The organism is Streptomyces sp. NPDC033136 (assembly GCF_055578235.1).
Map to the genome: position 1 here is coordinate 95,426 of NZ_JBVIPD010000020.1, position 14,161 is coordinate 109,586.

Here is a 14,161-nt window from a genome sequence, read left to right on the forward strand (position 1 = left end):
GATCCGTGGCGTGTGAGCGCTTCGAAATCGCCAAAACCAGACCGGAAGTCGTCTAGACCACTCTTCCGTTCTTGAACGCGCCCGTCCGGTTCTGCTTGGGTGACGGACCAATGGCTGCCGTCCGGCGGCGTATTGGGGGGAATGGTTTCTGTGCTGGTCCGGCATCAGGGCATGAACACGCCGTGCGGCGGCGGTGCACACCGACACGCCTGCGGGCGACCGTGCCCGGGCCCGCCGGCCGCCCGGACCCCGTCTCGCCCCTGAGCGGACGGGCAGGGCGCCGGATGTCCCGTCACTCACCCCCTTCATGCGGACCAGAGGAAGGTGCATGAGGTACTTCCGTCTGCTCGTCCTGGGCAACGGCATCTCGGCGTACGGCAGCTACCTGAACATGGTCGCGCTGAACGTCTTCGTCTACGACGCCACCGGCAGCGCGCTGGCCGCCGGCCTCTTCATGGCCGTACGCCTGGCGACCAGTGTCGTGTCGGGCTGGGTGAGCGGCCGGCTCGTCTCGCGCTTCGACCGCAAGCGCCTGATGGTCGGCGCCGACCTGTGCCAGGCCGTCGCCCTGCTGACGCTGCTGCTCGCCCCCGACGGCGTGCGCCCCGGGCTGCTCTACGCCCTGGCCGTGGTCACGGGCGGCTGCTCCACGCTCTCCCAGGTGGCCCTGCGCACCAGCATCCCCGAGATCGTCGGCGCGGAACACCGGATGCGGGCCAACGCGCTGCTGGTGACGGGACGTTCCCTCGCCATGATCGCCGGCTTCGCCTCGGCGGGCGTGGTCGTGGCGCGACTCGGCTACTCCGCGGCCTTCGCGCTGGACGCCGCGACCTTCGTGGTCTCGGCGACGGTGCTGTTCCTGCTGCCCGTCCGCACCAGGGCGGCCGCCGCCACCGCCGCTGCCGGGGGCGGCTCGGCGAAGGCTGCCGGCGCCGATCGCTGGACGGTCCGGGTACTGCTGGGCACGGCCCCGCTGCTGATGGCGATGATCGCCATCCGGGCGGTGGACGGTCTCGGCTCCTCGTCCCACAACGTTGCCCTGCCCATCTACTCCAGCGGCCTCGATCCCGATCATCCGGCCACGTTCATCAGCCAGTTCTGGGCGACCTGGGCCATCGGCAACATCGTCGCCCAGCAGGTGATCGGGCGGGTCACCAAGAGGACCGGGCGGACACCGGGGGAGCGGGCGTTCGCGCTCGGCGCCTGTGTGATGTCGGCCGGATTCATCGTGGTCTTCAGCGGACTGCCGACCGCGCCCGCCGTCATCGCCGCGCTCGTCGCCGGAGCCGCCGACGGGTTCACCGAGATCGTCTACGTGTCGAGACTGCAGACCGCCCCCGACGACCAGCGCGGTCGCCTCTTCGGGCTCTCCGCCTCGGCCGAGAACACCGGATTTGGCCTCGGCATGCTCGTCAGCGGCGCGCTCCTGGAGACCTTCTCGCCGCTGCAGGTGGTGGCGGCCTTCCACGGCCTCGCCATCGTCCTCTGCGTGGGGCTGCTCCTGATGCTGGTCGTCCGCGGCAGGAGACCCCCCGCCCCGCCCGCGGAGGACCGGGCCGGGCATGACCCGTCGACGGTGACGGAGGGACGCGGCTGATGGCCACGAGCGACACGGACCCGAGGATGGCCGTCATCGGCATGGCCTTCCGGCTGCCCGGCGCCGACACGCCCGAGGACTTCTGGCGGATCATCCGGGACGGCACCGACTGCGTCACCCGCTTCACCGACGAGGAACTCGCCGCCGCCGGAGTCCCCGCCGAGGAGTACGAGGCGGAGGACTTCGTCGGCGCCTCCGGCGTCCTGGACGACATCACCGGCTTCGACGCCCAGCACTTCGCGATGAGCGCCCGCGAAGCCCGGCTCACCGACCCGCAGCAGCGCATGTTCCTGGAGTGCGCCCAGCACGCCCTGGAGAACGCCGGCTACCCGGAGGAACGGGACGGCACCCGCGTCGGCGTCTACGCCAGCGCCGGATACCACCTGTACACCCTGCAGAACTACCTCCTGAACAACGTCCTGGCCGGCGGGCCCCCGTCCGACTGGATGACGGGCATGCAGATGACCGTCGGCAACTACGCCGACTTCACGGCCACCCGTGTCGCCTACCGGCTGGGCCTGACCGGCCCCGCGGTCACCCTCCAGACGGGGTGTTCCAGTTCCCTGGTCGCCGTCCAGACGGCCGCGCAGTCGCTGCTCATGGGCGACTGCGACATCGCCCTCGTCGGCGCCACCGCCGTCCACGTGCCGCAGGTCCTGGGCTACCGCTACGTCAAGGGCTCGATCCTGTCCAAGTCCGGCCGCCTGCGGGCCTTCGACGCCGGAGCCGACGGCACCGTGGGCGGCACGGGCGTCCTGGCCGTCGTACTGAAGCCGCTGGCCCGGGCCGTCGCCGACGGCGACACCGTCCACGGCGTCATCCGCGGCTGGGGCATCGGCAACGACGGCGCTCGCAAGAGGGCGTTCACCGCCCCGAGCGCCGAGGGCCAGCACACGGCCGTCCGGCAGGCTCTGCGGCGCGCCGGCGTCGGCGCGGACACCATCGGCTACCTGGAGACCCACGGCACGGGCACCCTCAAGGGCGACCCGATCGAGTTCGACGGCGCGGCCCGCGCCTACCGCGAGGACACCGACCGCACCGGCTACTGCGCCCTCGGCTCGGCCAAGGCCAACATCGGCCACCTCGACGCCGCCTCCGGCCTGGCGGGTCTCGTCAAGGCCCTGCTGGTCCTGCGGCACGGCGTGATCCCGCCGATGGCGAACTTCACCGAGCCCAACCCCCGCATCGACCTCGATCACAGCCCCTTCTACATCCCCCGGACCGCCGAGCCCTGGCCGGCCGGCGACGTACCGCGCCGCGCGGGCCTCACCTCACTCGGTGTCGGTGGCACCAACGTCCATCTGATCCTGGAACAGGCCCCCGAACCGGCGCCCAGGACGGACGCGGCTCCCCCTCCGGACGTGCTGCTGGTCTCGGGCAGCACCCCCCAGGCTCTCGCGGACAACGCCCGCGCCCTCAGCGACCGGTTACGCCGGTCACCCGCACCGCACCTGGCCGACCTCGTCACCACGGCAGCCCTCGGCCGCACCCACGGCCGCCACCGCCTCGCCGCCCGCGGCTCAGCCCCGGCAGCCCTCGCCGACGTCCTAGACGCCTGGCTCGCCGGAACCGCCCGAGCGGCGGTGACCACAGGGACGGCACCCCCGGAGGGCGCCCCGCGCGTGGTCTTCCAGTTCACCGGCCAGGGAAGCCAATACCCCGCCATGGCGGCCGCCCTCTACGCGCGCTTCCCCGCCGTACGCGAAGTCCTCGACGCGTGCGAGCACCACTACCGCGACCTCACCGGCGAAGCGCTGCTCGCGGCGCTGACCACGGAGAACGAACCGGGGGAGGGGGCCGCAGGGGACACGGACACCGCGCAGCCCGCGCTGTTCGCCCTGCAGTGCGCCCTCGTCCGGCTCTGGCACGACACCGGCGTCGCACCGTGCGCCGTGACCGGACACAGCGTGGGGGAGTACGCCGCGCTGTACGCGGCCGGTGCCCTGTCGCTCGAGGACGGTCTGCGCCTCACCACCGAACGCGGCCGGCTGATGCGGCAGCGCTGCGCGCCGGGCGCGATGGTGGCCGCACCGATCGACCGGGCGGCCGCTCTCGCTCTGGCCGCCGAGGTCCCCGGCCTGGAGCCGGCCGTGACCAACGGGGAACGCGCGCACGTGCTCGCCGGGCCGGTCGAAGCCGTCGAGAGGGCATGCGCCCTGCTGGACGCCCGCGGCACCCCGGGGCAGCGGCTGCCGGTGAGCCGCGCCTTCCACACCGCCTTGATGGAACCGATGCTGGAGGAGTTCCGGAAAGCCCTGGACGACGTGGAGTTCAGCCCGGTGCGGATCCCGTTCGTCAGTGCCCTGGACGGTGCGACCCGCCCGCCCGGCTGGATCCCCGGCACGGACTACTTCCTACGGCACACCCGCGAGCCCGTCCGCTTCGACGAGGCGATGCGGGGCGTCGGTGCCGGGCGGCCCGACGTCCTGCTCGAGATCGGGCCGCACACCACCCTCAGCGGCCTGGCCCGCCGCGCCCTGCCCGGCGTACTGGCGTGGCCGTCCCTGCGGCGCGGCGCGGGGCTCGGCGCCCTCTGGGGTGCGGCCGCGGGACTGCACTGCGCCGGAGCGGACCTCGGCTGGGAGCCGCTCCTGGCAGGCAGCGGCGGCAGGCGCATCCCGCTGCCCGGATACCGATTCCAGCATCAGGACCACTGGACGGGGCCGCAGCCCACGCCCCTCAGCACGGGAACAGCAGCGAGAAAGGGAGCCGAAGTGGTTCAGCAAGAGACAGCCGTCGCGCGCGCACTGCACAGCATCGTCGAGGCGACCGCCCGGCACCTCGGCGGCGATCCGTCGGCGATCCCCGGCGACGCGAACTTCTTCGACCTCGGCGCCGACTCGCTGCAGATGATCAGCGTGCTGCGGGAACTGGAGCAGCAGCACCAGGTCAGAGTGACGATGCGTCAGCTGTTCGAGGAGACGGGCACGCCGCGGCGGCTCGCTGAGTTCATCGTGGCGCGCATGCCGGGGGCGGCCGGGACGGCGCCGGCCGAACCCCCGGTGGAGCGGACCGGGGTAGCGGAGCCGGTCGCGCCCGGGCCCGCGGCCCCGCCCGCACCGGGCCCCCAGCCTGCGTCCGCGCAGTCTCCCCGGCCTGCACCCGCCTCGGACTGCCAGCCCGTGCCCGGGTCGGACCTCCGGTCCGCATCCGCGCCCGCATCCGCGCCCGAGTACGCGACCCGGGAGGAGCTGGAGGATCTCGCTGACAAGATCCAGCAGATGTCGCGGATACAACTGCAGATGATGTCCCAGCTCTCCCAGCTGCTCGCGCTCCAGACGGCCTCGGTGACGGACCGGCTCAACGGCGAGGTGGCGAAGTGACCGGGCTGGACGGCATATCCGCCGCGCTGGACCGGGACCTGGCGGAGATGACGGAACTCTCGCAGCGCATCGCGGAACAGATGGGCGGCAGCGGGGCAACCGCTCCGGCCCCCAGGACGCCTCACGTCCACGGGCCCCGGGTGACGGTCGGGCGGAGTTCCGGCATGGTGCGGGACACCGCCCCGCACTCCCAGCAGGAACACCTGGACGACCTCGTCCGCCGCTACACCGCCCGGACCCCGGCCTCCAAGCGGATCGCCCAGCGCTACCGCCGCGTCCTGGCCGACAGCCGGGCCGTCGTCGGCTTCCGCAGCGGCACGAAGGAGATGCTGTACCCGATCGCGGGCCGCAGGGCGAGCGGGGCGCGGCTGGAGGACGTGGACGGCAACGAGTACGTCGACATCACGATGGGCTTCGGTGTCCTCCTCTTCGGCCATGAGCCGGACTTCGTCACCGAGGCTGTGCGCGAACACCTCTCGCGCGGTATCCAGCTCGGCCCCCGCGCCATCGAGACCGGCGAGGCGGCCGAACTCCTCGCCGGCATCACCGGGCTGGAGCGCGTGGCCTTCGCCAACTCCGGTACGGAGGCGAACTCCGCGGCCATCCGCCTGGCCCGCGCCGCGACCGGCCGCGACAAGATCGTCACCTTCCTCGGCGCGTACCACGGCCACGCCGACAACGTCCTCGGCCGTGCCTCGGGCAGGGACGCCGACCGGTTCACCGTGCCCGTCTCCCGCGGCATCCCCCAGGCCGCCGTCTCCGACCTGCTGGTCCTCGACTACGGCAGCGACACCGCCCTGGAGACGATCGCCCGGCACGCCGGCGACATCGCCGCGGTCGTCGTGGAGCCGGTGCAGAGCAGGCACCCCTCGCTCCAGCCGGTCGAGTTCGTCCGCAAGCTCCGGGAACTGACCCGCCGCCACGGCATCGTGCTGCTCTTCGACGAGATGCTGACCGGTTTCCGCCCCGCCCTGCGCGGCGCCCAGGAGCTGTACGGCGTCACACCCGACGTCGCCACCTACGGCAAGCTCCTCGGCGGCGGGTTCCCCATCGGCGCCGTCGCCGGCCGCGCCGACATCATGGACGGCGTCGACGGCGGTCACTGGTCCTACGGCGACGACAGCTACCCGCCCGCCGACACCACCTTCTTCGGCGGCACGTACATCCAGCACCCGGTGTCGATGGTCGCCGCCCGCGCCGTACTCACCCACCTCAAGGAGCACAGCCCGCGCCTGCAGGAGCGGCTCAACGCGCGTACCGCCGAACTGGCCGCGACACTCAACGGGTTCTTCGAGGCCGAGGAGTACCCGCTGCGGATGAGCCACTTCGGCTCGCAGTTCCGCTTCGAGCACCGCGCCGACATGGAGCTCCTCTACCACCACCTGATGCTGCGCGGCGTCCACGTCTGGGAGTGGCGCAACTTCTTCCTGTCCACCGCCCACTCGGACGGCGACATCGAGTACGTGGCGGACGCCGTACGGGAGTCGCTGCGCGAGCTGCGCTCGGCGGGCTTCTTCCCGGGCGGGCCGGTCGTGGCGCCGAAGGCCGCGCCACCGAGTTCGGAACTCAAGCCGGAACCCATGCCGGAACTCAAGCCGGAACCCATGCCGGAAGCGAGCCCGGTACCGCATTGGGAGGCGAAGCCGGAACCGGAACCGGAGCCACAACCGGCTACCGCCCCCGCGCCGTCGCCCGCCCCGGTGGCCTCCATGGCCTGGAACGCCGCGGCCGTCGCCGCCTCCACCACGGGCCCGGCTCCCCGCACGGCCGACTTCAGCGTCTACTTCTTCGGTGACTATCCGCAGGACGCCACGGCACCGCGCCACGGCCGGTACGAACTCCTCATGGACGTCGCCCGGTTCGCCGACCAGCACGGCTTCCACGCACTCTGGATGCCCGAACGGCACTTCCACTCCTTCGGCGGTCTCTTCCCCAACCCGGCGGTGCTCGCGGCCGCGCTGTCCCGAGAGACGCACCGCATCCGCCTCAACGCCGGCTCCGTCGTCCTGCCCCTCCACGACCCGATCCGGGTCGCCGAGGAGTGGTCGATGGTCGACAACCTCTCCGGCGGGCGCGTCGGCATCGGCGTCGCCGGCGGCTGGAGCTCCCAGGACTTCGCCTTCTTCCCCGACCGCTTCGGCCGGCACAAGGAGCTGATGTACGAACAGCTGGCAGAGCTGCGTACGTTCTGGCGCGGCGACGCCCTGCGCCGCACCACCGGCGACGGCGAGGCCGACCTGCGCCTCTTCCCGCGGCCGGTGCAGGACACTCCGCCGATGTTCACCGCGGTGGTCGGCAACCCGGCCTCGTACGAACTGGCCGGCCGCCATGATCTGGGCGTCGTCACGAACCTGATGACGCAGACCGTGGAGCAACTGCGCGAGAACATCGCCCGCTACCGCGACGCACGGGCGAGGCACGGCCTGGACCCGGACGCCGGGCGGGTGGCCGTCCTGCTGCACACCTACCTCGCGGACGACCACGACACCGCGCGGACCGAGGCGTACGCACCGCTGTCCCGCTACATGCGCGCGTCCCTGTCGCTGTTCAGCGGCGTCACGAACAGCCTCGGGCACAGCGTCGACCTGGCCGCCCTGAGCGAGGACGACCTGGAGACGGTGTTCCGCCGCGCCTACGGCCGCTACTGTGACCAGCGGGCTCTGATCGGCACGGCGGACAGCGTCCGCCCGGTGGTGGACGCTGTGACCGCGGCCGGAGCCGACGAGATCGTGGCACTCGTCGACTTCGGTGTCGCGGCGGACGAACTGCGCGAGGGCCTGCCACGCCTGGACGCCCTGCGCCGCCACTACCTTCACCGCCCCGTCGGCGCCCCCGCGCCCTCAGCGGCCCGCACGCAGGCCTCCGCATCCCCCGCCTCTGCCATCGACGCACCGCTGTCACCCGGTCAGGAGCGCATCTGGTTCCTGGAGCGACTCCTCCCGGGACGCACCGCCTACAACGAGGTCAAGGCGATCCGCCTCACCGGCCCGCTCGACGTAGCCGCCCTGCGCACGGCACTGCGCGGCCTCGTGGCCCGGCACGAGGGCCTGCGTACCGTCTTCCGGGAAGCCGCGGGCGAGCCGCGGCAGGTGGTACGGGCCTGCGCCGAGCCCGACTTCGAGGTCGTGGACGGGACCGGAACCACGCTGCGGGACGTGCTGTCGGCCGAGAGCACGCGCCGCTTCGACCTCGCGGACGGCCCCCTGTTCGTGACCCGGCTGGTCAGGCTCGCCGACGCCGAGCACGTCCTCGTGCTGTCCCTGCACCACATCGTGGTCGATGCGGCGTCGGCGACCGTCCTGGCCCGTGACCTGTCCGCCCTCTACCGGGCCGAGCGCGAGGGCACCTCCGCGAACCTCCCGGCCCTCACGTTCACCTACGCCGACCACGCCAGGGAGCAGGCGGCTTCCGCGAGCCCCGGGGCGGCAGAGGACCTGGCCTACTGGCGCCGCACCCTCGCCGGCGACCTGCCCGCCCTCGCCCTGCCCACCGACCGGCCGCGCCCGTCCCCGATGACGTCCGGCGGACGGGCGGTCTTCCACACCCTGGACCCGGAACTCTCCCGGCGACTACGGGAGTTGAGCCGTACGCGCCGCAGCACGCTGTTCATGACCCTGCTCACCGGGTACGCGGCCATGCTGCACCAGGTCACCGGACAGACGGACATCGTCGTCGGCACCCCGATCTCGGACCGGCCGGAAAAGGCCCAGGACCTGCTCGGGTTCTTCGTGAACACCCTCGCGCTGCGCCTGGACCTGTCGGGCGACCCGGCGTTCGAAACGCTCCTGGACCGAGTACGCACGGTCGCCCTCGACGCGTACGACCACGCGCGTGTGCCCTTCGAGTCCGTGGTGCGCGAACTCGCCCCGCCCCGGGCGGTCGACCGGACGCCCGTCTTCCAGGCCTTCGCCGAGTTCCAGCGCACCGAGCCGTTCCGCTTCGACCTCCCGGGCATCGAGGCGACACCGCTGGACGCCGGCCCGGACAAGTCCCTGACGGATCTGACGGTCTACTTCACCGACCAGCCGCACGGCATCCGCTGCCACCTGGAGTACAACACCGACCTGTTCGACGAGCGGACCGTCGACGGGTTCTTCACCGTCTTCCGCGACCTGCTCGCGGCCGCGGTCGAAGCTCCCGGCACCCCGCTGTCGGGACTCGTCCCGGCGGCCGTGCCCACAGCGGCCGTGGGCGACCCGGTACCGCATTCCTGGCAGCACGGCCCGTCCCGCCCGCCCGAGGACACCACCGTCCACGCCCTCGTCGCCCGCCGGGCAGCCGCACAGCCGCACAGCACCGCGGTGATCAGCGGTGACAGCCGGCTGACCTACCGCGAACTCGACGACCGAGCCGAGCGGTTGGCCGCCGCCCTGCGAGAGCGGCACCCGGGCGGCGACGAGGCGGTGGCCCTGTGGCTGCCGCGCTCTGCCGATCTCGTCGTCGCCATGCTCGCGGTGCTGAAGGCGGGCCGCGCCTATGTGCCGCTCGACCCGTCGCTCGGCCGGGGCCGCGCGGAGCAGGCCATCGCCGGGTGCGGAGCGCGGATCGTGGTGTCGACACCCGCCGCCGCTGCCGCCCTGACACTGCCGGCGGGGGTGACGGTCGTACGGCCCGACGCGTCCGCACACCCCGCAGCGGGTGCCACTGATCCTCAGCCCGCGTGCTGTGTCCTGTACACCTCGGGCAGCACCGGCACACCCAAGGGCGTCGTGATCACCCACCGCGGCGTCGTCGACCTGTGCGCGTGGCAGCACCGGCGCTTCGCCGTCACCCCGGCCGACCGCAGTGCGGTGGTGTGCAGCCAGAGCTTCGACGCCTCGCTCCTGGAGATCTGGCCGGCGCTCACGGCCGGAGCGTCCCTCACGATCGCCGACGAGGACGTGCGCCGGGACCCCCTGGCTCTGGCCCGGTGGTACGCGGCCCAGGGCGTCACCTTCTCCCTCCTGCCCACCGCCCTCGGCGAGCAACTGCTGCGCCTCCCCGCGGCCGACCAGCCGCCACTGCGGCACCTGCTGCTCGGCGGCGACGTGCTGCGCACCCGGCCCCGGCCCGAGGCGCCGTACGAGACGGTGAACGTGTACGGACCCACCGAGGTCACCGTCCTGTGCACCACCCAGCCCGTGCCCGCGCCCGCGGGGGAGCCGGCCGGGCCGATCGCGATAGGCCGCCCGGCCGACAACGTGACGCTGCGCGTGCTCGACGCCTCGGGAAACCCTGTGCCCGTCGGCACGGTGGGGGAGCTGTACGTCGGCGGCCCCGGTGTGGCCCTCGGCTACCTCCACCGCCCCGAACTCACCCAGGAGCGCTTCGTGCCGGACCCGGACGGCGGCCCGGGTGCGCGCAGGTACCGCACCGGCGACCTGGTCCGCTGGAGCGAGGAGGGGAGGCTGGAGTTCTGCGGTCGCGTCGACGACCAGGTCAAGATCCGGGGCTTCCGGGTCGAGCCGGAGGAGGCCGCCCGCGTACTGAACACCGTGGACGGTGTGCGCGAGGCGGCCGTCCTGGGCCGCCGCAACGACCGCGGTGAGGCGTATCTGGCGGCCTACGCCGTCCCCGCCGACCCGATCGGCGGGGCGGCGGACGACCGGCAGGCGTTCGCCGACCTCCTGGCCGAGCACCTGGCCACCCGCCTGCCCGAGTACCTGGTACCGCGCGCCTGGCGCATCCTGCCCGCCCTGCCCGTGACAGGCAGCGGCAAACTGGACCGCACCGCACTCCCGGCCCCCGACCTGGTCACGACGGCACCGAGCCACGGACCGACCGCCACCACCGACGACGGGCCCGGACCCGGCCATCCCTCGGACATCGAACGGCGCGTACGCGCCCTGTGGGCGGCCGAGTTCGGCATCGACGCCGACGGCATCGCACCCGACGCCTCGTTCTTCGAGCTGGGCGGCCACTCCATCACCGCGATGCGGCTGGTCAACCAGGTCCGCGAGGAGTTCGCCACCGAGTACCCGATGCTGAGCTTCTACCAGGACCCCACCCTGCGGGCCATGACGGCTCAACTGGCCCAGACAGCAAGCGAGATGCCGTCCGGCGTCGACGAACCCGGCAATGTGGTGGAGCGCCGGGCGCCCGCCACCGCCCAGCAGTCCCGCTTCGCGGCGGTGCACGCCGACCACCTCCTCCCGCAGGTGTTCAACGTCGCCCTGCGCATCACCCTCACCGGCACCCTGGACGTGGCGGCCCTGCGCACCGCGCTGAACCGGCTGGTCGAACGGCACGAGGGCCTGCGGACCCGCCTTGCCCGCAGCGGGGACGGCTGGGAACAGCAAGTCCTGCGTCCCGGGCCGGTCGAGCTGCCGCTGGACGACCTCACCCCGCGGCCCGCGCACGAGCGGCGGGCCGCCCTGGAACGAGCCACGGCCGAGGCCACCGAGACCCCGATCGACCCGGCCGCGGGGCCGCCGATGACCCTGCGCCTCGTCCGCACCGGCGACGACACCTGGGTGCTGCTCCTGGTCCTGCACCACTCCGCCTGCGACGGATGGTCCGTAAGCCTGCTCCTCGAGGAACTGGCCACGCTGTACGCCTCCGCACGGCAGGACGAACCTCACTGCCTGCCGCCCGTGGAGTGTCAGCCCGTGGAGTACGCGCGCTGGCAGCAGGCCCGGGCGGACGACGTGGCGGCCGAGGAACGCAAGCTCCACTTCTGGCTGCGCGAACTCGACCAGGTGCCGTTCACCGTCGGCCTGCCCCTGGACCGGCCCCGGCCCGATGACCCGAGCGGCCGGGGCGGCGCCGTGATGTTCACCGTGCCGGCCGCGGTACGGACCGCCGTAGAGCGCCTGGCGAGGCAGCGGGGCACGACACCGTTCGTGGTCACGGCCTCGGCCCTGGCCCGGCTGCTCGCGCGCAAGGCCGGGCAGCCGGACGTCATGTTCAACGTCTCCTACGCCAACCGTGAGCGCCGGGAGTTCGAGTCCCTGCTGGCCTGCACGATCACCGGCTTCGCCCTGCCCGTCCGGGACGGCGCGACCGGCCCCTTCACCACACTCACGGACCGCGTCGCCCGCACGGCGGCGGCGTGCATGGACAATGCCATGCCGGTACGCCGTATCGCTCCCGCGTTGCAGGAGCGCACGGGCGCCGACGTCCCGGACCGGCTGGATGTCGGCTTCGCGTACCAGAGCTCCCTGGACGCGGAGATCGAACTGCCCGGCCTGACCACGGCCGTGGAGGACCTGGCACCCGCCGCGTCCCGCACGGAACTCACCTTCGGTCTGGTCCCGGCCGGGGACGAACTGAAGGGCTTCGTCGAATACTCGGCCGACCTGTGGGACCGCACGACGATCGAGTCCTGGTCCCGCGACTACGTCACCCTCCTGAGCGAGGAGACCGCCCGGGCACTCGAGGACTGACCCGTGCCGGTGAGGTACCTGGAGGCGTCCGGCATCCCCGTCGAATCGACCCGCGAGGATGCCGGCGCCCTGCCCGGCCCCTCCGGGACCTCACCTGCATCGCGCCCGTATCGCCGCCCTCCCGGGCGCCTCGGCCGCGCCCGGCCCGACCGCGGGCGGTACGCAAGGCCGGAACCGTTCGCCGGGCGCGTCACGCCGCCGCCCAGGCGCTTCCCGGCGGCTAGGCCGGCTGCGCCGTCGCCGGACCGTCCGCCGCGTCCTCCCCCGACGCGTCCGCCCCCACCACGCTCTCCTGTGCCGCGCCCGAGAGGGGCGTGGGGGTGACGGTCCCGCTGACGGAGCCGGCGTCGGCGTCTTCGGGGGCCAGGCTCAGGCAGGCGGTGATGTGCTTCCCCTCCGCGGAGGAAACGACGTCGACGCTGCTGCTGATCATGTGCACGACGCGCATGCCGTGACCACCGAAGGCGTACCGGTCACTCTTTCTCAGCACCGGCCTCTCGGTGGAGCCGTCCCACACGGTGATCTCCAGTTCGTCTCGGGACAGGCGCAGGTGCATCCCGCAGGGGCCGGGCGCGTGGCGGATGGCGTTGGTGACCAGCTCGCTGACGACGAGCGCGGCGTCCAGGGCCACGGGGGCCGGCACGGGAGCGCGGCCGATGTGTCGGGCCTGGGCGAGCACGGCGTGCAGCGCCAGGCGTGCTTCGACCGCGCAGGCGGCCCTTTCGGTCCAGACAGCAGTGAAGCGCAGGGTGACGTGCTCGTCCCTGCCCTGTTCATCCGCCTGCTTCATAAGCGGAATGACCATGTCGTGTCTTTCGTTGATGTGCGGTGTCCTCCGGCGGCATCGCCGTCGAACGTTTACCCGGGCGCGGATCGTACATACTGGGGTTTCCTGCCGGTGCCCGCCTGCCCGGTCGTTCATTGTGCCGCTGTGGTGGATGCGCAGCCGCTGACCTCCGCTGAGACGGGCCGCCCCAGGAGTTCCGCTGCAGGGCCGGGTCGGCTGTAGTGTGGTCGAACTGACGATAAAGGCGGGTGTGGCGATGGAGTGGCGGGAATTCGCCGAGGAGATGGCCCTGCTCGCGCGGACCTTGCTGAAGCAGGACTCGGTACAGGGGACCCTGGACGAGATCGCGGCCTCGGCGGTGAAACTGGTGGAGGGCTGTGACGCGGCCGGGATCCTGGCCGTGCGCAAGGGCCGCGCCGTCACGCTGTCCTCCTGCGGAGACATGGTCGAGGAATCCGACCGGCTGCAGGGTGAGCTGGGAGAGGGGCCGTGCTTCGACCTCGCCCGCCACGCGGACGACGAGCGTGTCTTCCGGATCGAGGACATGTCCGAACCCCGGCCGGACTGGCCGCGGTACGCCGAGGCCGCCCGCGACCTGGGCATCGGCAGCATGACCGGGGTGCTGCTCTACACCCACGACGAGGACTTCGGCGCGCTGAACCTGTACGCCCGCCGCCCGGGAACCTTCACCAAGGACATCGCGACCGCAGGCTGGCTGCTGGCCTCGCACGCGGCCGTCGCCCTGTCCGACGCCCGCACCATCGACCAACTCCAGCACGCCCTGGAGACCCGGCACGCCATCGGTGAGGCCATGGGCATCCTCAGGGAGCGCCACCGGATGAGCGAAGAAGACGCCTTCAACGTGCTGCGCAGGATCTCCCAGCACCACAACGTCAAGCTGCGTGACGTCGCCCAGCGCGTACGCACCGACGCACCACTCAAACCCGACGCCTGACCCTCGTCCGCCTGTTCGTACTGGACAGCCGGAGAAGGCGCCGCCGCTTCACCCGCGACGGCGAACGAGGAAAGGAGCGGCGCGGCGGCGAGGCTGCCCCGGAGGGCGGCCGGGCCATGGGAACGCCCTCCGTGT

The 14,161-nt window shown here is 72.7% G+C and carries 5 protein-coding genes; 4 read left to right on the forward strand and 1 reads right to left on the reverse strand.

Going from position 1 to position 14,161, the window contains the following annotated elements:
- Positions 1–328 precede the first annotated feature (328 nt).
- The 3 genes from ACZ5TL_RS29695 to ACZ5TL_RS29705 are packed head-to-tail and all read left to right on the forward strand — an operon-like array spanning position 329 to position 12,284.
- Positions 329–1,597: an MFS transporter gene (locus tag ACZ5TL_RS29695; RefSeq protein ID WP_468593632.1), complete on the forward strand. Its 1,269-nt coding sequence runs from the start codon at positions 329–331 to the stop codon at positions 1,595–1,597.
- Positions 1,597–4,920, forward strand: coding sequence for a type I polyketide synthase (locus ACZ5TL_RS29700; RefSeq protein WP_468593633.1), 3,324 nt, complete (start codon positions 1,597–1,599; stop codon positions 4,918–4,920). Before ACZ5TL_RS29695 ends, ACZ5TL_RS29700 begins: the two co-directional genes overlap by 1 nt.
- Entirely contained in the window at positions 4,917–12,284 is a 7,368-nt protein-coding gene (locus tag ACZ5TL_RS29705; RefSeq protein ID WP_468593634.1) for a MupA/Atu3671 family FMN-dependent luciferase-like monooxygenase, read from the forward strand. The genes ACZ5TL_RS29700 and ACZ5TL_RS29705 overlap by 4 nt, the downstream gene beginning before the upstream one ends.
- A 220-nt stretch (positions 12,285–12,504) precedes the next feature.
- Here ACZ5TL_RS29705 and ACZ5TL_RS29710 read toward each other — a convergent pair whose 3' ends face one another.
- A complete protein-coding gene (locus ACZ5TL_RS29710; RefSeq protein ID WP_468593636.1) occupies positions 12,505–13,074 on the reverse strand; it encodes an ATP-binding protein in 570 nt (189 codons plus the stop codon).
- A gap of 253 nt (positions 13,075–13,327) precedes the next feature.
- On the opposite strand from ACZ5TL_RS29710, the gene ACZ5TL_RS29715 reads away from it, so the two are divergent.
- The gene (locus ACZ5TL_RS29715; protein WP_468593637.1) at positions 13,328–14,026 is read left to right on the forward strand and encodes an ANTAR domain-containing protein; all 699 of its coding nucleotides are present in this window, start codon (positions 13,328–13,330) and stop codon (positions 14,024–14,026) included.
- The last annotated feature ends 135 nt before the right edge of the window (positions 14,027–14,161 follow it).